This is a genomic window from Pontibacillus sp. ALD_SL1, assembly GCF_017355605.1.
In genome coordinates, this window is sequence record NZ_CP062975.1 from 823,036 (window position 1) to 844,589 (window position 21,554).

Below are 21,554 nucleotides of genomic sequence, written 5' to 3' on the forward strand. Positions count from 1 at the left end.
GCTGCCCTTTACGGTAGCTTTTTTGTTACGGCCCTGCGGATAACTCCCAGTTCAGTGTGGTGGTGTAGGGGGTAGGGACTCCGTCGTAATGAATGTGATCCACTAGTGGACGATCAAATGGAATCGTAAGGGACAGAGCGTCTGGCGGGAAGGTGAGGATGTACGTTCCAGTATCCCCTCCTGTTAACGAAGCGATTGTATGCGTTCCTCCGTCGTCAACAGGGATAGAATCAGTTGGAATCACGGGTGCTAGAGGCCCTGATGTGAACAAGGGCGGCGTGAGGGTTAGAGAGGAGGAAGGGAAACTATATCCGAGCCCTCCTGTCTCTCTAAACGGTTCGGCCGAGACGGATAGAGTGAAATCAGTTGCAGAAGGCAGGGTGATGGATATAGGAGATGCGAACGAGGCGGTTGCTGGGTTGCCATAGGAATAGGTGACTTCTGGGAAAGTAATGCCAGACGGTACATCAAGCACGGGGGCATCGGGCGGATTAACAGCAGGTGGGGTAACGGAATAGTCCGCATCCCACGTGGTCACATCGATGGAGGTTGGCGGGGAGAGGGTTCCGTCCGTGTTTTCTGATACAAAGGTGTAGGTGTAGGTAGTGGAAGGGATGAGGTTGGTGTCTTTTGTATCATAATACAACGAAGTGTTTGGAAGTGGGAACTCTCCTATGTAATCACCATCTCTGTATACATGTAATGCCTTAAATTCGCTGTATTCATCTGAATCTGGCCATTCCCAAAACAACACAACAGACGTTTCATTGGCAGTAGCAGAAAAATTAAAAGCTTCTTTTTGAATGTACGGGATAGTTGAAGCATCAAAAGGACGAGTAACGGGTCTTGATATCCCGTAAGAGCTTGTTAAAATCAGGTCGAATAAAATTCTGTCTGGCGCAGTGATAGGGGCTTCCTTAGGAAAAGATGGCGCGGAGCCTCTGTACGTTTCTAAGCCATCTCGAAAAAGAACGAACGCACCGCTATCATCCATTTCCATAGACTGAGGAAAGAAAATTGGTTCGAATGTAATAACACCATTGTTTTCCGTACCGTTGGCTTCAGAAAGACCTAGCTGATAATGTTCGGGTGAATGATATACTAATAGGTCGTGTCCGTTATCGGTTTGGTCGTAGACACGAAAAGTCGTTGTATCATCGAAATTCCAAAGACCAACCAAGCCTTCCTCATCTCCGCTTAAGTCAAATTTGTTCTGATATGATGCAATTTCAGGTTGCGCACGTACGGTATTCCAGTAGCGCATTTCTGCTATATATAAGCCTGTAAAACGGTTTCCATAAAAAGGGCCCGTGTCAATGCGTGTGCCATTAAGCGCAGCGGCCAGTACTCCGTGGTCATGTTCAGGGAATGGTCCGATACCCGAAGTGCTATCAGCTAACGTTCCATCGATATAGAGGTTCATATCTGATGTCAAGGCGCTCATCGTCAGCGACAGGCGAATATCCCCGTTTATAGGAACAGGTGCGCTCACGGTTACAGGCCCCCACGGCGTATGGCTTCCGTCCGACAAGAGAGAATAGGCTGTCGCATAAAGGGTCGTATCTCTAATATAAATCGAAAATCCGACTGTTTCATCCCCTTCTTCATAGAGCACACTAGTGGAGCTCGTACCTGAACCAAATCTAAACCCAATTTCAACCGTTTTTTCAAGGAATGGTCCGTCTTTATTGATGAGCGGTGAATGAGGAAGGACGGCGTACTCGTCATTATCAAAAGGTAAACAACCGCTAAGGGCCAGAAGGAAAACCGTTCCTACCGCAAAGATCCATAACCGTTTCATCACCTCGCCTCCTTTTCGTGGAGCTCGTTTATCAAGCTATTCAACGGGAAGAAACTCCCATCCTTCAATAAAGAAGGTCTAACAGAAGGGTTACCCTATCCACGAAGCAAAGTTGTTGGACATCACGATAAAGGATATACTTGGCACTACTCTACGAATTCCATAAAAGGAGGGACCAGCATGAGTGATAGGCAAAAAGGCGAAAAACATGGCAAAGAATTAACGTCAGAAACAAGGATCGAGGGTGTTGGAACGGTCAGAGAGTATGGGAAATTAGACGTCCAAAAGCTCGTCAAACGGTTATTGGAATCGACCACGATTACAAAGGGGAAATAGGAATAAGAGACCAAAAGAAAAGCCACCTTGCTAGGTGGCTTTTTGCATCAGGAAGCACAGGCGTGCATAGCTTGGTTTTCTCGTAAAAAGGCGTAAAGGGACTGGGCAATACGTTTAAACGACGTATAACACACCGCCTGCCCCATACTTTCGACTTTCTTTTTGTTGCTGTCTCCAAGGTATAAATGTTTTGGAACCCCCTGAATCGAGCGAATGTGTTCCGCTTTCAGGTAGGCAAAGGTGTTTTCTAGGAATGGATGCTTGATCCAGTTTTCAGGCTGGATTTTATGATGGCTTTTCGTGATGGTCCCGACATAGGCATCACGCGTGACGTCAAACACCGTCATATAGTGATTGTGTTTCATCCCTTTTTTCTCGCGCTCCCTGAAATACTGAAGCGTTTTGCTCTCATCAGGCGTGATCCACTCGAGGGTTTCTGTTGTCACCTCACCGTCGATTGCAATCGGAGATGCCAGGACACCAGTTGGTTCAGGAAACTGAAACCCATCATGAACCGTGGCAGATAAGAAGAACCGCTTCCGTTTTGTTCGGCTTCCGTGCTCCAGGCTGTCGATTACGGCGGTTTGAACCGTATACCCTTCTTCCTCGAAACAGAGCTTAAGCGCGTTTCCTGCCACTTTCTCAAATTCAGGTACATTTTCAAGCAGGACAGCTTGTGGTCTGTCGACTTTCGGACGTTCCCAGAACAGGCGCATGGCGTGCATAAAAAGATGCATCGTATGAAGGCCTTTTCCTGTTCCGTTGCTCGATTTCGAATAATCGGTACAGTCAAGCGTCATAAGCCAGACATCCGCATTCGGAAGATCCGTTCCTTTCAACTGTTCCATAGGAACGTTAAATAAAACCGTATCAGGGTTGTTTTGTTGATAGAGATCAGAGAACGTATCCTCAGCCCCAGCTTTTGGATTCCACTCCACGCCTGCTACTTCACGGAATCCCGCTTCTTTCATCGCTTCTGTCGAAATTCCTGCCCCTGCGCAAAACGTGATCGTTGTAAGGGGCTGTGCAGTCGGGTTTTCTTTTTTTAAGGAAGCGGTATTTTTTTCTCCTTTAACCAACACGCGGTACTCCCCGTTTTCTTCAATGATTGATAACGTAATGTGGTCACAGCTCGATAAGGCCGCTTTAATGCTTTTGCCAGATTTATCGATGACAGGAATAACACGTTCTTTGCGCTTCTTTTTGGAGACGGTGTTCGTACCGTCAGGATCGAGACGGAATTCAACGGTATGATCATCAGGGTTAATAAGCGTATTCATCTTCGCTCCAGGCACATAGCCAAATTTTGCGAGCGTTTCATTATCGAGATAGACCCGTTCGCCGTTATACGTTTTCTTTCCCACACGCTGATAGACGATGTTCATGTGACCCACTCCCAGTGTCAGATTTCAGCTATTATAATAGGAAAACCAGCATGGGTGATGAAAAAAGATAGGGAATGCAGGGGGAAACAATCAGCCTGACAGCAAATACAATGACCAACTGGGAGTGAGATAAGATGCCAAATGTGAACTTGCAGTTGTCGATATGGTTCAGACTGATGAATTCGTTATAATGTTAAGGTATATAGAAAGGGGGATCTCCGCATGTATGATTTAAACGCTGATGCGAAATTATTGTGGGATTATCACCACCTGCACCATAACCTCAGTAAGAAAGATTGCATTTTGGCATTTGGGAGTCATGATTTGCACGTTGCCGAAAGAGCAGCTGAATTATATAACCAAGGCTTTGCCGAATGTGTCATGTTTACAGGTGGTTTAGGCAAAATAACCAAAAACACGTGGGAAAAAACCGAAGCTGAGATGTTTACAGAAGTTGCTATTGAAAGAGGGGTTCCAAAGGATAAGATATTTCTTGAGACAGAATCAACAAATACAGGACAAAATATTGCATTCACAAAGAAATTGATTGAAAAAGAGAAGCTTACGTTTTCCGATTATATTGTGGTGGATAAACCTTTCAAAGAGAGAAGAATATATGCAACCTTAAAAAAGCAGTGGCCTGCTCTTGATTTCATTGTAACCTCACCTCAAGCTTCTTATAAAGCTTATTGCCGATTCTATAATGACTCTGAAGAGTTTGATATATCGGATTTCATCAATATCATGGTAGGGGATCTGCAACGAATTGATTTGTATGGAGAAAACGGATTCCAGATTCCGCAGGATATACCTAAAGATGTTATGGAAGCTTATAAGCGATTAGTTCGCAATGGGTTTGATCGGCAACTTATTCAGGGCTAATACGGTCCCCTTTTTCGGAACTTTGACGGTAAAAAACGACCGATTCAGCAAATGTGATTTATAATAATCAAAAGCATATTCCATCATCAACATGAGAGGGAGATTGAGATGCATAAAAGCGAAAATCAAATCAAAACCCTGAAGGAAATTAGCGAACGGATCAAAAGCGGGAAAGCTGCGGAACAGGATAAGCAAAACGGCCAAAACCTGTTACAAAGATTAAATGACGTATCAAAAGAATTGCGTTGCAATGAAAAATGGGAGCGGTATTACACTCTGATTCACGATATCGAAAACTCAGACTTCAAAACGGTAAAAGAGGGCGCCAGAATCGGAAAGGAATTGAAGAAGGCTGTACAAGAAACCCCTCATCATCACACTATACAGGAAATTTTGATCGTGACGGATACGTTCGCCTTTCTGTTACGTGAAAGTTCAGAGTACCGTGAACGGTTGCAACATCTGAAAGAGAAATCATTCCATGACATCCCTCACGACCACTACAACACGTACCGCAATCGAATGAGAGAGTTGACACTCGAGATGGAACGGGTGGTCATGACGATGCGTTCAGAAAACCAAGCCATCATCCAGGAGGCAAACGAACGGCTGATCGATATTCACAAGGAGTTGCACGAAATCGAGAACACGTTGATGGAAGTGCAGGATCTCATCACCTATTATTATGGGATGCTTCGCTACCGCGAGCTGAGAAAAGAACGCCGTGAATTAAAATCGGTCCTTCATCAATTAAGAAAAATTAAGAATTTCAGATCCAAAATATCGCCTGAATTTGTTTACAACGAGCTTCAAAAGTTCAATATGTATGTCGAATTTTCAGCCCGAAACAGCGAAAAGAACAAGAAGTTGCTTTTGCAAACTATTGAAAACCAGAAGCGGTCAGGCTAGACCGCTTTCTTTTTTTGTTTTGGTTTTTTTCAACTCTTTCTTGGATCCTCTTTATAATAGGAGTAACAGACAAAGAAAGGGAAACAAGAATGAAACTCACATAGACACGGAAAATAATAATGATGGAGGCGGTAATATGGAGAATACACAGAAACGAACAATGGAGTATGTAGGCGAGGATGATTGGAGCAGACCCGTTTATAAATGCGCCGAGACAGGACGGTTATACAAAGACCTTTCCGATAGTGATGGCAGAAGACCTGAGTTGTACACCTGTGGCAATGCGATGGACGGGGAGCCTGATTCACCTCTCAGCAAAGAGCTAAATTTTCGATTCACAGGGACGCCAAAGCCAATCAATCGAGGAGACCGTTTCAACTATTCCTTATTAAGTCGACTGAAAATGGATTGTGATTACTATCTAGGGAACGGCGGCCGACACCCTAAACATCTATGGGCAGGGAACGAACAAGACCAGATCCAAAAGATGAAAGAGCTTCACAACAGCTTTTCCCATGATAAAAAACCAGAATGGCTGACCTATGAGGAAATTTTACAATACGAGGATGCTATGGTGAACGACCAACCAACCCAATAAAACCCATAAAACGCAAGGAGCCTAGCCCCTTGCGTTTTTTTATGTGATTCAACAAAAAATCGCACTATTTCCTACATCTCCTTTGCAACCCATCTATAATAAGAAGACAACGTAAACGAGAGGGGAATGCTACATGATCGTATTCGGCGAAACATATCTCATCAACGGAGACAGGGTGCTTGTGAAAGAAGCTTATTCGAATAAGGACAAGAACATCCGTATCGAGTACAGAAAAGAAGGCATCCTGACAAGCGAGCTCATGGACCGTGACTGGTTAGTGGATCTGATAGAAGAAGGGAAAGCAGGCATCTATGCTACCTATTTCATCGACCGTGCTTCAGGAGATGTGGGCGTTGCCTCCAGTTTAAAAGGCACCGTGAAATATACGGTGGAATGGTTCGGCGGAGGATTCACCGAAACCGTGAACACGTGGCATATGGGACATGAATTCGATCAGGTGGAAGGATGCCTGAACACGCTGCCACAAGAGGTAAGAGGAAGGCGAAAGAAGCGATCACTTGCCGATAAACTCCGTTATGCTCATGAAAACGGATACACCTATGATGCAGGACACAGACGAAGCCTGCGTAACATGATTGTGTTAAGTTCGAATTTCCTCAATCAGCACTACCGCTTCGGAGAACTGTTTTCAAATGAAGAGGTGGAAAAGCTCTATCAGTTAATCGAACGTTACCAGCGCTACTGTGAGTATAAAATCGAAACGGCTCCAGGGTGGAAAGAAACGGGGCGCACTCACTGGGCGGATAACAGCGTAACGGTAACAGAAGAAGATAAAGACGGAAATAAACGCACCCGCATGATAAAAGCTCCGTCTGGAGACGTTTGTTAGGTAAAACCAAGCATACAACAACCTACAAGACGCTCTCTTTTGGGAGCGTTTTTTTGCGCTTCAAAATGGTCGCGGAGTCCTTTCACTCATATTCCTTCGCCATTTTCATAAGGTGGTAGAAACGGAGAAAGAAAGGAATATCATAATGATTACACTCAAACCAACAACAAAGGATAACGACCATTACCAATTCATTGTTGAAGGTAATGAATTAAATGAACTCTGGAAAACATTCTTACAAGAACGAATCAGGGATCTTAAAATCGTCCCGAAAGAAGAACGAATGAACCACTTGTGTACCCTCTTCCCTGATGCATTGAAACAGGGGAAAGACGGGAAACCCCTCTGGGAAAAGAATGATCTGGATATCGAGGTCAGGGACGACTGCGACACCCATTTTCATGAACGGTATGAAGCGTTTATCCCATTTTTGCAAGGGAGCGAACTGATTTATCATACCAAAGAGTGGTACTACATGGATGAAGGACATTATGAAAGGTATACATTCTTGCATCATGAACAAGAAGTAACGGTTGATTATACCGCCGATTTTAAACGATCAGGTTACAACACACCTTTCGGATCGACCTACTATTATCAAAATCGACCTGTTGAACTTGATCTCATAGCCTGTTGCATCGGAAGCCTCCTCGGAGAGTTTAACGAAGAGGTCCTACGCAAGGTGGAACGTAAAGCTCGGGAAGAGCAAGGGGATCGGGCTGTTTAATCTTCTGACTATAATCGTTGTGGATGAACGCTCTCTTATTGAGAGCGTTTTTCTCATGTCTACGGACCAAGGCATACAAGAGGAAAAGGGCGGTCTCCCTCTAATGAAATAGGAAAAGGGGGGAGTTTCATGAAACGCTTGATCACGATCGGGTTCCTGGGTTTGGGTTTGTTCTGGATGTCGAATCCTGTTAGTGCAGAAAAAGGGGAATTAGAAGGGTTTTCCGTCAAACCTGCTGCCATCCAGATTAAAGAACCCCTGGAGCAGGGTGAAGAACGAAGAATCAGAACGATCACGCTTACCCCAAAGGTGAACAATCTTGAAACGGAGAAAAGCGTGATCGTAAAAGCAGAAGGAGCATTGAGGACGGATGTATCGGAAATCATCATAGAAAAGGAACCAACATTCTATACGTTTGACGTTTTCATACAGATTAAAGAAGACCAGAAGAACGGACGATACAAAGACGCCGTTGTCCTGACCGTTGCGAAAGATGAGAAAAAGGAAGTGCAATTTCACATCCCCATCCTTTATGAGGTGGCATCACCCCCATGGTATGAATGGGCATTGCGCTGGCTTCTCCGCTACGGAGGATGGATGGGACTGGGTTTGATTTTGATATACAGCGTTATTCGACTGAAATTTCAGAAAACAAAGCATTGACAGCTTGGTAAAATGGTCTATAAGAGAGGTGGAGGTGAGGAATATGAAAAAATTCGAGAAACATGTGGTTCGCATTCTCCTGTTCTGTTCCTTTATGCTTGCGATCACATCGCTTGTCACCGCTGAAACCTATAACTACACCGTCTCGTATACGGTTGTCGATCCTGAAGCAGATATTGTCTTTGTCAGCCAGGCGACGGATAGTGGCACGACGTCTTACGAGGTCACAAGGAACTCATGGGATATTAGTGACGATTGGTTCTCCGTTGACCTTGATACGATTACGGTTCAAAACAACGGAACGATTGCTGTCAGCATAGCGGCAGAACCGACTGGAACGTTGCCAACAGGGTACAGCTGGACAAACAGTTTTCCTTCTTACGGGGAAAAGGCCGTCCATCTGCGCGTGAACGGGGATTACACCCATGACCTTGGTTCAGCGAAAGAAACCGTTTACGATAACCTGGCTCCAGGCGCCAGTGATACATTAGGTGTGAGTGTCTTTATCGGTGTCTTGCCTGATGCGGATACGTATAATTTCAATATCGGGACGGTTTATACCATTGAACCTGTCATTTAAAAACTCAGGAATTGCCTGGGTTTTTTCGTTTCCTGAACCGTTCAGCCTCTGTTCCCTTTCTTCTCTTTCCAGTACAATACAGCGAAGGAGGGAGGCGGAATTTATGAAACTATTATTCGTATCCGATTTGCATTTTGATGTCAATGAACACATCACAGGAGAGTCCATAATTAATCCCTTTACGGAACTTGTGAAAGAAAGCGGAGCCGATCATATCGTTTTGTCGGGAGATATCGCGAACGGAGCCGAGAAAGCCATCTATTATATCGATACAATTCTCCACAGGACAGGAATCCCCCTCTCATTTGTCCCTGGCAATCACGATGTGTGGAGCGAGACGGACAGCGAGCGGGAATACGAACTCCTCGTATCACACCCGTCCTGTTTAATCGGGAAGCCTCATGATTTCGGCAGCCACGTGTTAATCGGGAGTATGGGGTGGTATGACTATTCGTTCGGATTAGGAACAGAAGAACGGAATGCCTGCCGAACGAAGAAAAACAAATGGTGGGACGGGCGCTTCATGCATTTTAAGGAAACCGACGAAGACAAAACGGGACGCATCATAAAGGAAACAAAAAGGGTGCTTGATCTCTACGCTGATCGGCCCGTACTGTTTGTGAATCATTTCGTTCCATACAGAGAGTTCCTTATTCAAAAACCCCATGATTACAGATGGCAGTTTTGCCATGCGTATTTGGGGTCTGAAAAAATGGGAGAACTCCTTGATCAGTATCCCAATATCGAAACGATCGCTTTTGGTCACACGCACAAACGAATCGGGAACGTGACCTACAAGGGAAAACAGGTCATTCTAAATCCGCTTGGGTACTACGGGGAATGGGAGAGTGCTGACGTGAAAGGGGAGCTTGAGAAAAACATGGTATTCGTTACGATACAGGGGTCAGATGGATGAGAAAACTCATCTGGAAGGAACGGGATGCTGTGTTGCTTCATGTGAGGAGTGGGATGTATTCGCCTTCAAAGCGGATCATCGAAAAGTTGTACAGGCTGTTAAACGCCTGAAACAGTTACTGGTGAGAATGCAGCAGGAACGCCATCAATAAAGGAGAGAACTACATGGACGAAATTGAAAAGCTCATGGCTGAAGGATGGAATATCGTTATCGAATGCAAAGGGAAAGGCCGCGTATACGAAATGACCTACGAAGCAACGATGAAAAAAGTAGGAGGAGACCCCATCGAACAATTTTACACAAAGCACCATGCGTTCGGGTCTTCTCTTGATGAGATAGCGCGGAATCTGCGAAAAACCCTATAAACGAAAAAAAGACCTCTGGTGAGGTCTTTTTGTTTTTCTACACGGCGATGGTTTGCAACAACAATTCGTTCACTGTTTTCGTAACCGCATCACTTAAATTCGAGCGAAACGTTTCTTCCTGTTCTTCTGTGAAATAATATATATCCCCGTATCCCGTATCCTCACGCTTGATGTCGTGATCGATCGCGAATTCGATGATCTTATCGCTATCCATGATCCATTCGTCTGGAAGGGTTATTTCGCCTTTTGATGGGTCCTCGTTATGGAATACGTCCTGATATCCATTAAGGTAAGCGACTTTTGCCATTACCAGCTCATCTATTTCTAATGCAAACATCTTCATCTTCCTCTCTTGTTCTTTTTCTCATTGTATCACCATTATTTGGGACCTGGGGACTCTTTTCCCGATAAAAAACCTGGTCTTTCACAAGAATTGATGTAGCAGATTATAGGGTGGTTTGTGAAAAAATGCGTAGACTTTAGGGAGGAAGATACTTACAATAAAAGGACAAGTTGATCCGATCCAACTTTTTGATAAAAAGGGAGGAGAGATGTGATGAGATTTTTTACCCTGATGCTGATCCTTTCCGTATTCCTGCTAAACGGATGCAATACCGAGAAAAGGGACGACCTGACCATCATCGATTATGAATACCTGTCAGAAGAAGATGAGTTTCCAAAAGACGTGACCCAATGGTTGATGAGGATGGAATCGAATGATGGAAGAGTGCACAGCCTGACCTTAGAGGAGGGGGTTATGTATGTATACGCAGAACAGTTCCAAAGAGCAAAGGTATCCTACATCAGCGAAAAGATCGAAGGTAAAACGAACGAAAGCATGAAGGTCACTTTGTTGGAAGGGGCGGAAGGTGATGAGGTCTTCATTAAAGTGTCTTATGACACGGAATTGTGCTGTGATGCTGAAGCCATAGAGGTGACAGAGGATGAGGGCGAATTTTACGGAGAACAAAACAACTAAACCTTATCGATTGCGGAACATTAAAAGGATGTTGGGGGGATTTATTCCCCGAGCATCCTTTTTATGATTGTTTGAGTGGTGGCTTCATGCCATCCTTATTTCTCAATCCAGACCATCCGATACGCGCTGTCCCAGTCCACATAAGCGCCCGTTTGTTCACTCACAAAGCGAAGCGGGACATAGGTGCGGGAATCGATCAACTGAACGGTTTCATCGAGCGAAGAGCGTTTCCCGTTCACCACCGCATACGGTTTTCCGATCGTAAGCGAGATCGTCTTCCCATTTTTTGTGAGCGTAGCGGTTTTCGTGGTGTTGTTCCAGCTCTTCACCTTGATGCCCATGCCGTTTGAGACCCAGCGGATCGGGATCAGGACACGTCCGTTTCGGATCACGGGTTTTTCATCCATTTGGAGTGCATGTCCATCAATCGATATGCCGATCCCGCTCATCGACGGGAAGACGGCTTGCGATTTGTTCATATAACCGTATAGATCATAGTATTTCACACGATAGAGCGTGCCGTATCGGGCGATGACGGTTACCTTTTCATTGGAGGGGAGCGTAGAGAGAACTCCGCTTTTCTTTTTGTCTCCGTATAGGGAGATAGTTCCTGCGAGTGATGCCGTTCGTTCTCCCGCACTATATGAAGGGAGGGGAGCTTCCATGCTTCCTCCGCCCCCGTAAGAAGGGGTATAGAGATTCTGAAGTCTCGCGTCTTCCTTAAACGTTACGACGGTGCTCGGGTAATAATCCGTCGTATTTCCGTCATATACACGGGCAAAATCTTCTGTTACCCCGTCCACCTTATTAGAAGCAAGTTTGTTCAGGTTGTCTGACGAAAGGATATTCGAAATGGGTTCGTATTCAGAGCCTGGTCCCTCGTTTTGCCACGGGAAGAAATAGATCGGACGATAGACTCTGTGGAATGTATTGTTCTCAATCGTCGGGTTCAAGGCACCTGCCGCGATGATCCCGCTGTATGCATCTTCTGATGAACCGACATCAGAAATCTGATTGCCTTCAATCACCGCATTCCGCCAGTTCATGAGGAATATCGGGTCTTTCCGCATTTTCTTGATGGCGTTATTCCGAATGGTAACCCCGTCATGTAGCCTGTCGTGGGAATATTTATGGGTTCCGATCGCACGGTCGAGGTCATAAAAGACATTCCCTTCGATTAAAACGTTTCGATTCGGGGTTTTGTCATACGTGCTCCAATCCTGGCTCCATCCGTTTGTGGCATGGTCTGGGGTATCGAGGTTAATACCTTCTTTGTTCCATTTGTCAGAAGCTTTCGAGTAGAGGAAATGGTTGTTTCGGATCACTACGTTTTCCGAGGCATCCAGTTCGATGAAGTGGCCGCTGTGCATGTTCAGGAAATGGATGTTTTCGATACGGACGCCTGAATTATGACCCGCAATGATGCTAAGGCTGTTTTCGATGAAGCCCATATCGATCACGGCTGTCCCTTCACCGATGATGGAGATGTTCTTCTCGCCGTTATACGATCCATATACCCCGTCCTGCTTGGAGAGCGTTGGGCGAATGAGCTGGAACATAGATTTGGATGCCGAGAATTTGCTCGTGCCTGAAACAGAACCTTTCTTCAATACAGCTCCGTCTTTCAGTTTAATGGTCACATGCGATGGAACATAAAGGGTGTTCGAGATTGTATACACCCCTGCATGGATCAGGAGTGTTCCGCCGCCATCCCGCTCTAATTGTTCAAGATATGAGCGGATGACGTAGTAGTCTTTCGTATAGGTGTTGTAGGTCGAGTAGTTCATCATGTCGCCCTCATAGGTTTTGCTATCAGGGAATACGGAATAGGTTGGACCCGCTGCGAGTACAAATGCAGGGAACAAGAGGAAACAAAGGAATACGAAAAGGGATAAAACAGGTTTCTTTTTCAATAGGGCTCACCTCCTGTGAACACGGTCGTTAGTCCTGAACATAAGGAAAATCGGCTCCGTGTCAAGGAGGAATAGGGATAGAGTGGTTCGGCGCGGAGCCTGGCGTAACATAAATACCCCTTGCCTCGCGCAAGGGGTATTTATTCATCAAAACCATCATTCGTTATAGAAGCCAGTGGGTGAATGAAGCTAAGAAACCTTTTCGTTCAGACGCTTATACCGCTTCACAAGCGGAACCATCTCCGTGACATAAGACGTGCGGAAATTTCGTTCTTCCCCTCTGGCACAAACACTCACACCACTTTCCGCTAACACTTCTTCCTCATACTCATACCGTTCTGTGCAGGCTCTCATTTCCTGCCAAAGGTTCTTTTGTTCTTCATTGTTTTGCGGGAACGCACCCACAGAGAAATCGATCACAAACTCAGACCAATCTTCTGCCAGAAGTATCAGAAATGTTTCTTCCTCATACTCGACGTCGATAAACGCGAACCCTTCTTCGTGGTCGTCTGAGTAAGCGTATACCCCGTATTCCTTCAAAAACTCGTTTAAGTCCTTCGCCTTTTTGTCATGCAGAAATCCGTCAATCATTATTATCATACCTTCCTTGTTCTGTGATGCTTCTACTGACGCTCCGCACACATAAATGTGGCAGGTTCTTAAATTGATTCTTTCTCAAGTCCGACAAACCTCTCAGATATAAATATCATCAGGCGAAGGGACGAAGAACTGAGAATCAAGTCAGAGGAATATTCGCAGCCAAAGAAACCATTGTTTCCATTAACGACTGCATCGGTTAGCTCAAACCGTTTGTACAAATTATATTTATACAGGGGTTACTATCCCCGAATTTTTGATGGCTCTGCCATCTTTTTTTATTTGCTGAATAAAAACATCATGTAACCCTTCGAATTCATCGAACGTTGCTACACATAAATTTCGATCAGTTGTTTTACCGTTTGCCTTGCTGTTCATCAATAAAAATACCGAATACAAATCGCGTTGAATTTTTGTTCCGTTTTCAAACAAATGCCAACGCGTTGATAACTTCTTTTTAATAAATTCATCTTTTATATGGTCATATTGACTTGCTTTAAATGTCCAAGTATTAATTTCTTTATAGTTACCTTCTAATGCTTCTAATTTTTGTTCTAGAAGGGTTAAAAACATACTAGGTGCTTTGTTTCCAATAGACTTGCCAAATCGTTTTTTTCGTTTGAATTTTCCTTTTTTATTTTTTTCAGTTTTGGAACTTTTCTTCTGCAAGCCTTTGAAATTCATTGTTTCCACATAAAAAGTATCACCAAATGATAATAAAACATTGGTATCTCTATTATGACTTTGTTTTCTGATATCCGCTTGTTTGCGATGTAATTCTTTTCTTAAATCTCGAAGTTTTTTATAGCGATTTGAATATGCCCAATCTTTTTTACCTTTTTTTAATGTCCCATTATCGTTATAATTCTTTGGATTTGTACTTCGTTTACTACGATCCATTTTTCGTTCGATTAACCACAACTGTCGTCCTAAAGGGTTTGTCTTAGGTGATAAATCTTTTAATAAGATTTTTTCTTTTGAAACAACGGCAACATTTTGCGTACCAATGTCAATGCCGACATTTCCTTGACCTAAAATTCGATTAAAAGACCCTGTTTTAGAGCATCTTTTGATAGGCGGAACTCCCTCTAAAACCAGTTGAACAAAATAACGATTCTTACCACGAATGACTTTTCTGATAATGCGGCAATATTTTACTTTTCTAACACCAATTTGTATGTCACTTAAGATCTCGTTTGCATACATGTCATGGGGTTTTTGAATGATAGGGATTGATAAATTTGCTGTTAAATAAACTTGGTTATTTATAAAACGAATACCTTGTTTATTTGTTTTTCCTTCGATGGAGTGAACTTCGTCAATTTTTTTAAAACATACTTTTTTCGATTGTTTGGTTAAATATTTCTTATATGAAACCCATGCACGTTCTGCCATTTTTTGAGCAGTATTTGCGTCTAAGATTTCTTTGAAAACCGTTTTCCCTTTTTTATTAATCTTTTCTTGGTAAAAATGATTACGGACAGGTGTTGCATATTTTTCGGCATCAACTTTTGTTAAACCAAATGTATTTCGTAGATCGTTTAGTTGTTCATAATTGTGATATAAATCTTGCTTTAATATTCTTTTCTCTTCTTTTGATTTTTTATCATTCTTTTTTTCTGCTTGAGAAAGTTTTTTCAATACAGCTGATAATTGACGTTTGTATTTTTGATACTTTTTAGTGCGAATCATCTGTTTGTGCTGTTTTAACAATATCGAAAGTACCGTATTTCGAATTTGTCTTCCGATTTCTAAACGAGTATTAATCTCTTTTTCTATATTGTTATTCGTTTTTAATTCTTGTTCAAAAACAAATGCTTCAGCCATATTGAAAACACCTCCTTTTTTCTTCTAAACACTTTTTTGTTCTTCGATATATTTTTTTACTACTTCTAACGAAACTGAACCAACGCTTGAAATAAAAGCGCTTCTCGTCCAGAGTGTAGGAATTCTTGATTTTAAAGTTGGAAACTCATCTCGAAGCTTCCTGGAAGTAATCCCTTTTAATTTTGTCACGCAATTCATAATTCCGAACCTCGGGCTACAATCAATTAACAAATGCACATGATCAGGCATCACTTCTAATTCGACGATTTCAAAATCATATTGATTTGAAATTTCCTCAAACAATTCTTTTATTCTTGCTTCGACGTCACCTGTTAACACTTTCCTCCTATACTTAGGACAAAAAATAACGTGGTATTGACAACTGAAAGTCAAATGAGAGCTAGTTTTATATCCCTTTTCTTTTGTAGAGATTTCCAAAAACATTCACCTCTTTATATTAATATATCCTTATTATTAGATATTTATACTTTATATAATTTAACTAATATAATAAAAAAGAAATCCCTATTGGAGATTTCTTTGTGATATTATGCGCATTCCTCTGCACGCTTGAAAGCGGCAGCTACCTGCGGAAATTCCTGTGTACGAATATACGGAAACTCCATTCGCTTGGGAAGCTTGCAAAGTCTTGAACAGGTTACCGAGAAAAATAACGCATTTCTTCCGAAAAGAATGTATTGAAGAAGGAAGACGAACTGATTTCAATAACGGGGATCAGCCCTCTTATTTGCTCAAGTTAACCGACGGAACATTTCTGGAAATCGAATATTAATATATAAAATAAAGTCCGCCATGCAGGCGGACTTTTGATTTATTCACTATGGGAAACGGGTTCAGCAATAGCGATACTCATCGATGTATCGCACTCATAACAGGTGAAGCTGGCCGATGAATCGAGTTCATAATCCTTCAGGCTGCTACCGCACCTTGGGCAAAAATTGATCGAACGGTTCTCCCATCGTTCTTTTGTAGCTAATGGCAGAACGACAAACGGCTGAAAGCCTGATGGATCGACGTTTTCTGGAAACAGTTCGCTTTCCGCCATTTTTTTGGCTTCCCCAAATGTCAGTTCTTCTTTTGTCTGAGCTGAAATGGTAATGCCGCCATTCTGGGCAAACATACGGTGAAGCATGGTATCTTTATGGCTCATCGAGCTCACTCCTTTTATATCTTTTAGTTCCAGTATGAGGAAGTGTTGGGAAAATTGCAACGGTTCAAATCAGCCCATTGCGCTTGACTCTTTCGTGATTCCGCCTATACTTCGGAAAACGAAACAGGGAGGAATTGCTAATGGATAAACTACTTAGTAAGTCTAAGATCATTTTACAGGGCCGTTGTTACGGAGAAAGGTTCCAAATCGTGAGGTATGAAGGGCTTTATGCCGCGTATCTGCCGAAGAAAGGTATCCGCACCTCTTACAAAGAAACGATTGGCGAAGCGGTCGATCGTGGTATTCATTATATGGAACAAACGGAGGAGCATGATTTCTTGGCGCACTATAACGGTGCAGCTATTCATATCATGTCGTGCGAGGCTAACTTCCGCGCCATTCTTCCAAGGTACGACGTGTTAACATCCGTAAAACCTACGATAGGCGCTGCTGTACAGCGTGCCATTGTGAACATTGTCAAAAATCAACTTGTTTCGTAGAAAAAAGAAAGTAGAAACCCTTAAAAGTGATGATCGTCATCACTTTTTTATTTAGGCTCAGTCAAATGCACGACAACGCGCACATACCATGGGAAAGGGTTGTTCCTCCCGCTTCCTTTGACCTATTTATATTTGAAAATATTTATAAAAATGTTCATTATTGTAATCTAAAGGGCGCGCGTAATCGATTGCTATACAGAATCCATTTCAGAAAGGGGGATCCCGATGAAACATTCCCTATCATTCGAAGCAATCAAAACCATCGTCAATGCGATGGATGTCCTCGGTGCTTATCGCCAGGAAGAGTATGAGCTCGCAAAAGGAAACGGTCTCGAACAAGATGAAATTGAGGTGCTTCAATCGCTCTTTGCGGAGTGCTCAAAAGATGAACAAAGAGAGCTTCGAAACATGTATAGCGTGTTTTATGAAAACGGCCTATAATCAAACAAAACCGACCCTTTAGAGGTCGGTTTTTTATTTTTTCCATTTCATTATAGTGAGACATCACGTGTGCAATTCCCCTGTTTCAACCCATCGGGCATACTGGGCAAAAGGGATTCCCAGATAATCGTGCAGCTCTTCTTCTGAATGGCTTTCGTGCCATTCTTCGATGCGCTCTTCTATATTTTTTTCGGTTGTCGTTTCTTTTGACATGGGTTCCGCTCCTTTTTGGTAAGATTCCATCTCATTATAGCCGAGAACAGGAAAGAAAAATGCTAGTAGGGCATCTATTATTTACCTTTTTAAATACAAAATTGTTATGAGCAACTGATATACTAAACGTATAGGAAAGGGAGTGAACGAGTGGGCGTTTTCCTAGTCTGTTTTATTGTGGTCTGGAGCATCACACGGGTATCAAACAAGGTGACGGGGCTGTTTCTTGGGCGTAAACACAAAGCTTACGTCGGAATGCTCCTGTCCCTGCTCATTTATTTTGGGATGGTTGATCTTGAATGGATCGGGATGGAACGATTTCTGCCCTATGTGATGGCCATGATTTCCTGGTTCGTCCTCGATATGGCAGGGGTGACCAACCGCAAACTATTCAAGTGGTAAGGAGGGATAGTGTGCCATTTATCGTGTTGTTATTCGGATCATTTGTAGCCGTTTGGTTACTCACGAGAAGTGTTTATATGTTCACGGATCAAAAATTAAGCGGGAAAAAACAAGCAGGCGCTGGATTTGTGGTGGCTTTGCTTGTGATGGTTGTGCTTTTCTCGATTGGATGGATGGGAGAAGCGAAAGTGTTTCCTTTTGGGATTGCTCTTCTGTGCATGTTCGTGCTTGATGGAACAGGGATAACCAACCGAAGAAGAAGCGTATCATATAAAACAAGAGCACCTGTTGAGGTGCTCTTGTTTTATCTACTTAAAATATGGATGATTTCGGTCTGTTTCTTTCACGTTCAAGGTTCTTCAGATCGTCAATTTCTTTCCTCTGATCTTGTATTTCCTCGTTATATCTTTTTTCTTTCCAAAAGTTATCAGAATCTCTTTTCCGCATGTCGTGTTCCATGGAGGATAGGCTGTCTTCATGTTCTCGTTTCATGTCACGAATGGACTCTTCCATCTCTTCCATTTCCCTTTGGTGCTCGTATTCTCTTGCTTCTTGCACCTTATCCGACCAAGCTAGCTGGGCCGCTTCTTTATAGGTGTCCGCCCGCCCTGACTTCAGGTGATCTAGCATGTATCCCAGATAAGACATGTCACGAGATACTTCAGCCATCGGTGTCGCTTCGATCCTTCTTTCATACTCATCAAACTCTGCCTGCGTATCCCTGATTATCTTTTCTTCTTTCCGCTTAGCCTCTTCCTCGATGCGCTTTACACGCTCCTCATAATGTTCCCTCACCATCCGTTTCATTTGCTTTTCCCGTTCTTTTGCGACCTTGCTATATTTTTGGCTGTATTCTTCTTTTTTTGGCGCGTCCATGTACTTTTTCTTCAGCATAGGAAAGACGACGGATATCCACGAAAAGAAAAGGAGCAACGGCCACTTCAGGGCTGGCGTACCGCTATATGTATCCGCATACCAATCTCTCGTGAGGAACATAAGGATCGAAGCAGTGGGAACGGCACTGATGAGATAAACGAGCCATTCGTTCATGATTTTCGGATCGGAGGGCCACGGGTTATCCTTCTCAACTTGAGGCGTCAGACCATATTGATTCGCATATCTATCCATCAAGTGATCGCTGGGTGACATAGGCAATTTTGGCGAGCGCGTTGCCTCAAATCTTATGTTCCATAATTCTTCTTTTCTTTCGAGTAAAGGTAATAGTTCTTCGATTGCTCTGATGGTTTCTGTTTTATTCATTTGTACTCCCCTTTTGACAAAATTCTTACCAACTATACCAAAACCAGATAGTAATAACAATGTTTCTCAGATAAGTGGGACGTTGTTCTCCTTGTCTCTCCGTTTTTTTCCTCATTTTTGACCATTTGTCGCCTATAATAAGGAAAAAGAAGAATGGGTGATCACTATGGACCAAAAGAATACAATGGAATCTCTCATTGAAATTGCAGAAGAAAAACCATTAAACAAATGCTGTTATATCGAGCGTAGCGAAGAAGGGGATGTCACGTACTGCATCATCGGACACTTGCTTCGATTAAATGGCATTACGGATGAACAGCTCTTCAGGCTTCAGGGAGACGGAACGGAGTCTCATATCGATATGCTGCTAGTTCATGCAGGGAATCGGAAACTTGAGGACAAACACGCCCAGCAGGTATTGCAAGAGCTCGAACAGGCCTATCACCGACGAGATCTTGTCAAAATTCAGCATGCCAATGATTTTGAAGATCGGGGAGAGCTGCTGAGACTGCTTCATAAAGTAAGAAACGGAGAACGGTTGTGGTAAAAATGGAATGTGAAAGGATGATTATATGGGAGTAACAAAGGAAGATTTCCGCAAGGGTCAAGAAGTGGCTTTGAAGCATATTAATAATGAAGCGAGGTACAGGGAAGGAATGACAAAGGGGATTGTCAAAACAATCGGACGAAAGTATGTTACCGTCGAAATCTGTCCTCTTTCCAGTCGGAAAAAAGTCTTGTTCAAGCTTTCCGATCATCAGGATCGGGTCTTTTTGTCCCAAAAGACGGACTTTTCTCCCGATTACCTCCTGTTTCCAAGCGAACAGGCGTATCAGGATTACGAAGAAAAAGAAAAGCTTCTTGGCGAGATTCGTGAGGTCATCCAAACCTACGGAGGGCAAGATGTTCCGTTAACATTGGATCAGCTCAGGCGTACAAAAGCTATACTAGACGAAAGTGAGAGGGACTAAAACGCACACCTGTGCGTTTTTTTATGAAAAAAAGGGTGACTGGCACCCTTTTTTGATCGTTCTACTTCCTGATCTTACGCTCCTACACTCTCGTAAATTTTTTCGCCGCATTTGCCACATGTTTCCTCGTACACCTGATCCCCATACTCATCAGCATCGTCTGATAATAAAGGGGTGCACATCCCCTCGATATACTCCTGAATGGCGGTTTTGTCTCCGTTCGGGAAACACGTTTCGATATGCTCCCTGAAACAGTCGTTGCAGTAGGTTTCTCCTTCCGCTCGGTACCCCAGTGTATCAGTTGTCATGAAAAGCCCTCCTTATAATGTTCCGTTATGTTTTTTGCCTCCTCATTATACAGCGAGAATCTGCGTTTGCGATAAAAAAAGAAAAAACATAGCGGGGCTATGTTTTTAGCGGGCTGTTGCATAGCAAAATTCGTATGCTTTCTGTATTTTTTTGAAGGTTTCCGCATCGCCGCCCCTGTCTGGATGATGGGTTTTGGCAAGAGCGCGGTAAGATTTCTTGATGGTTTCTTTGCTGTCCAATTTGGAACAGCCAAGAATTTCATAATACATGTCGATTGAATTGGCTTGTTTTTTAGAATGGCAAAATTCTGGTCGTTTCCAGTAGACAATCAAACCGTTAATCAGGATGAACCAATAGTAAGCTTCTCCGTAGTTTCCGATATCCCCCACGTTGGTATGCACGAGATACATCGCAATTGGCGTGAACCACGCGAAGAAGAAGTTAGCGCTGTTGGCGAGAATTCGTGAAGCTTCCTCTTGGTTTCCGTTAAGTAACTGATTGTAAAACTTGAAAAATCCGAACATGATGATTCCCCCATTCGTTTGGTATGTGTGGATTATAGTGAAAAATAGGGGAGGGTGATCAAAAAACCTGAAAAAATTCAGGCTTTTCTCGCGTGATCGTCTTTATCCTTCTCTTCCAAAATCGTCACATCCTTTGCGGGGAACGTGTCCCGCGTCCCGTCTTCCAATTCAACATGAAACGCTTTGTACACATAGGGATGCCAATACTCCGTAAGATAGTACCCTCTTATAATGCCCCGTTTTTTCATCCGCCTCTTTCGGACCCGAATCAGAAAATCAGAGGTCACAAGGCACGGTTTTCCAATGATCCAATCGTTAGGTTTACCCACATTCATCCCTCTCTTCGTTTTCTTTAGTATAGCAGGACCCTGACCTCTGTCGGGAAACTCTCGTTTTTTTCCTCCCAGAGATAAAGAGGATGATAAACTAGTAAAA

At 43.2% G+C, this 21,554-nt stretch carries 29 protein-coding genes; 16 read left to right on the forward strand and 13 right to left on the reverse strand.

The genetic code is table 11. The annotated features are described in order from the left end of the window. Positions 1–25 precede the first annotated feature (25 nt). Positions 26–1,801: a LamG-like jellyroll fold domain-containing protein gene (locus IMZ31_RS23805; protein WP_207530934.1), complete on the reverse strand. Its 1,776-nt coding sequence runs from the start codon at positions 1,799–1,801 to the stop codon at positions 26–28. A 180-nt stretch (positions 1,802–1,981) separates the two neighbouring features. Here IMZ31_RS23805 and IMZ31_RS23810 point away from each other — a divergent pair, with 180 nt between their 5' ends. Further along, a complete protein-coding gene (locus tag IMZ31_RS23810) occupies positions 1,982–2,137 on the forward strand; it encodes a hypothetical protein (protein WP_207530935.1) in 156 nt (51 codons plus the stop codon). A gap of 47 nt (positions 2,138–2,184) precedes the next feature. Here the strand turns inward: IMZ31_RS23810 and IMZ31_RS23815 are convergent, their stop codons facing one another. Beyond that, entirely contained in the window at positions 2,185–3,522 is a 1,338-nt protein-coding gene (locus IMZ31_RS23815) for a DNA cytosine methyltransferase (protein ID WP_207530936.1), read from the reverse strand. Positions 3,523–3,744: 222 nt separating this feature from the next. Between IMZ31_RS23815 and IMZ31_RS23820 the strand changes: the two genes are divergently transcribed. From IMZ31_RS23820 to IMZ31_RS23860, 9 genes are all read left to right on the forward strand, one after another. Further along, positions 3,745–4,404 (forward strand): YdcF family protein, encoded by a 660-nt coding sequence (locus IMZ31_RS23820; RefSeq protein ID WP_207530937.1) that lies wholly within the window; start codon positions 3,745–3,747, stop codon positions 4,402–4,404. Positions 4,405–4,512: 108 nt separating this feature from the next. Then, positions 4,513–5,313: a hypothetical protein gene (locus tag IMZ31_RS23825; protein ID WP_207530938.1), complete on the forward strand. Its 801-nt coding sequence runs from the start codon at positions 4,513–4,515 to the stop codon at positions 5,311–5,313. A 136-nt stretch (positions 5,314–5,449) separates the two neighbouring features. Next, the gene (locus IMZ31_RS23830; protein WP_207530939.1) at positions 5,450–5,911 is read left to right on the forward strand and encodes an LPD11 domain-containing protein; all 462 of its coding nucleotides are present in this window, start codon (positions 5,450–5,452) and stop codon (positions 5,909–5,911) included. A 133-nt stretch (positions 5,912–6,044) separates the two neighbouring features. Beyond that, complete coding sequence (locus tag IMZ31_RS23835; RefSeq protein ID WP_207530940.1) at positions 6,045–6,761, forward strand: hypothetical protein; 717 nt, start codon at positions 6,045–6,047, stop codon at positions 6,759–6,761. A 145-nt stretch (positions 6,762–6,906) separates the two neighbouring features. Further along, positions 6,907–7,488: a hypothetical protein gene (locus IMZ31_RS23840; protein WP_207530941.1), complete on the forward strand. Its 582-nt coding sequence runs from the start codon at positions 6,907–6,909 to the stop codon at positions 7,486–7,488. Between the two features lie 129 nt (positions 7,489–7,617). After that, a complete protein-coding gene (locus IMZ31_RS23845; protein WP_207530942.1) occupies positions 7,618–8,151 on the forward strand; it encodes a hypothetical protein in 534 nt (177 codons plus the stop codon). Between the two features lie 43 nt (positions 8,152–8,194). After that, on the forward strand, positions 8,195–8,731 hold the full coding sequence (locus IMZ31_RS23850) for a hypothetical protein (protein WP_207530943.1): 537 nt from the start codon (positions 8,195–8,197) through the stop codon (positions 8,729–8,731). Positions 8,732–8,834: 103 nt separating this feature from the next. Next, positions 8,835–9,647 carry a metallophosphoesterase gene (locus IMZ31_RS23855; RefSeq protein WP_207530944.1) on the forward strand — a complete coding sequence of 271 codons (813 nt, stop codon included), beginning with the start codon at positions 8,835–8,837 and terminating at the stop codon, positions 9,645–9,647. Between the two features lie 164 nt (positions 9,648–9,811). Next, complete coding sequence (locus tag IMZ31_RS23860; protein ID WP_207530945.1) at positions 9,812–10,012, forward strand: hypothetical protein; 201 nt, start codon at positions 9,812–9,814, stop codon at positions 10,010–10,012. A 37-nt stretch (positions 10,013–10,049) separates the two neighbouring features. On the opposite strand, the gene IMZ31_RS23865 is transcribed toward IMZ31_RS23860, so the two are convergent. Continuing rightward, positions 10,050–10,349: a hypothetical protein gene (locus IMZ31_RS23865; RefSeq protein ID WP_207530946.1), complete on the reverse strand. Its 300-nt coding sequence runs from the start codon at positions 10,347–10,349 to the stop codon at positions 10,050–10,052. Positions 10,350–10,568: 219 nt separating this feature from the next. Between IMZ31_RS23865 and IMZ31_RS23870 the strand changes: the two genes are divergently transcribed. Beyond that, the gene (locus IMZ31_RS23870) at positions 10,569–10,991 is read left to right on the forward strand and encodes a hypothetical protein (RefSeq protein ID WP_207530947.1); all 423 of its coding nucleotides are present in this window, start codon (positions 10,569–10,571) and stop codon (positions 10,989–10,991) included. Positions 10,992–11,086: 95 nt separating this feature from the next. Here the strand turns inward: IMZ31_RS23870 and IMZ31_RS23875 are convergent, their stop codons facing one another. The 5 genes from IMZ31_RS23875 to IMZ31_RS23895 form a co-directional block, all read right to left on the reverse strand. Continuing rightward, entirely contained in the window at positions 11,087–12,904 is a 1,818-nt protein-coding gene (locus IMZ31_RS23875; protein WP_207530948.1) for a stalk domain-containing protein, read from the reverse strand. Positions 12,905–13,093: 189 nt separating this feature from the next. Beyond that, complete coding sequence (locus tag IMZ31_RS23880) at positions 13,094–13,495, reverse strand: hypothetical protein (RefSeq protein ID WP_207530949.1); 402 nt, start codon at positions 13,493–13,495, stop codon at positions 13,094–13,096. A gap of 234 nt (positions 13,496–13,729) precedes the next feature. Further along, the gene (locus IMZ31_RS23885; protein WP_207530950.1) at positions 13,730–15,328 is read right to left on the reverse strand and encodes a transposase; all 1,599 of its coding nucleotides are present in this window, start codon (positions 15,326–15,328) and stop codon (positions 13,730–13,732) included. A 24-nt stretch (positions 15,329–15,352) separates the two neighbouring features. After that, positions 15,353–15,772 carry an IS200/IS605 family transposase gene (gene tnpA / locus IMZ31_RS23890; protein ID WP_371825517.1) on the reverse strand — a complete coding sequence of 140 codons (420 nt, stop codon included), beginning with the start codon at positions 15,770–15,772 and terminating at the stop codon, positions 15,353–15,355. A 388-nt stretch (positions 15,773–16,160) separates the two neighbouring features. Next, on the reverse strand, positions 16,161–16,499 hold the full coding sequence (locus IMZ31_RS23895; protein WP_207530952.1) for a transposase: 339 nt from the start codon (positions 16,497–16,499) through the stop codon (positions 16,161–16,163). A gap of 140 nt (positions 16,500–16,639) precedes the next feature. Here IMZ31_RS23895 and IMZ31_RS23900 point away from each other — a divergent pair, with 140 nt between their 5' ends. Continuing rightward, a complete protein-coding gene (locus IMZ31_RS23900; protein WP_207530953.1) occupies positions 16,640–16,999 on the forward strand; it encodes a hypothetical protein in 360 nt (119 codons plus the stop codon). A gap of 225 nt (positions 17,000–17,224) precedes the next feature. Further along, complete coding sequence (locus IMZ31_RS23905) at positions 17,225–17,440, forward strand: hypothetical protein (protein ID WP_207530954.1); 216 nt, start codon at positions 17,225–17,227, stop codon at positions 17,438–17,440. Between the two features lie 63 nt (positions 17,441–17,503). Here the strand turns inward: IMZ31_RS23905 and IMZ31_RS23910 are convergent, their stop codons facing one another. Further along, on the reverse strand, positions 17,504–17,653 hold the full coding sequence (locus IMZ31_RS23910; RefSeq protein ID WP_207530955.1) for a hypothetical protein: 150 nt from the start codon (positions 17,651–17,653) through the stop codon (positions 17,504–17,506). Positions 17,654–17,803: 150 nt separating this feature from the next. Between IMZ31_RS23910 and IMZ31_RS23915 the strand changes: the two genes are divergently transcribed. Further along, entirely contained in the window at positions 17,804–18,055 is a 252-nt protein-coding gene (locus tag IMZ31_RS23915; protein ID WP_207530956.1) for a hypothetical protein, read from the forward strand. A 312-nt stretch (positions 18,056–18,367) separates the two neighbouring features. On the opposite strand, the gene IMZ31_RS23920 is transcribed toward IMZ31_RS23915, so the two are convergent. Next, on the reverse strand, positions 18,368–19,315 hold the full coding sequence (locus tag IMZ31_RS23920; RefSeq protein ID WP_207530957.1) for a hypothetical protein: 948 nt from the start codon (positions 19,313–19,315) through the stop codon (positions 18,368–18,370). Positions 19,316–19,481: 166 nt separating this feature from the next. On the opposite strand from IMZ31_RS23920, the gene IMZ31_RS23925 reads away from it, so the two are divergent. After that, complete coding sequence (locus IMZ31_RS23925; RefSeq protein WP_207530958.1) at positions 19,482–19,862, forward strand: hypothetical protein; 381 nt, start codon at positions 19,482–19,484, stop codon at positions 19,860–19,862. 25 nt (positions 19,863–19,887) lie between these two features. Continuing rightward, on the forward strand, positions 19,888–20,286 hold the full coding sequence (locus IMZ31_RS23930; RefSeq protein WP_207530959.1) for a beta barrel domain-containing protein: 399 nt from the start codon (positions 19,888–19,890) through the stop codon (positions 20,284–20,286). Positions 20,287–20,360: 74 nt separating this feature from the next. Here IMZ31_RS23930 and IMZ31_RS23935 read toward each other — a convergent pair whose 3' ends face one another. The 3 genes from IMZ31_RS23935 to IMZ31_RS23945 all read right to left on the reverse strand — a co-directional run bounded on the left by IMZ31_RS23935 (position 20,361) and on the right by IMZ31_RS23945 (position 21,448). Beyond that, entirely contained in the window at positions 20,361–20,594 is a 234-nt protein-coding gene (locus IMZ31_RS23935; RefSeq protein ID WP_207530960.1) for a hypothetical protein, read from the reverse strand. Between the two features lie 105 nt (positions 20,595–20,699). Further along, positions 20,700–21,119, reverse strand: coding sequence for a J domain-containing protein (locus IMZ31_RS24565; protein ID WP_242705743.1), 420 nt, complete (start codon positions 21,117–21,119; stop codon positions 20,700–20,702). A 77-nt stretch (positions 21,120–21,196) separates the two neighbouring features. Continuing rightward, on the reverse strand, positions 21,197–21,448 hold the full coding sequence (locus IMZ31_RS23945) for a hypothetical protein (RefSeq protein WP_207530961.1): 252 nt from the start codon (positions 21,446–21,448) through the stop codon (positions 21,197–21,199). Positions 21,449–21,554 lie beyond the last annotated feature (106 nt).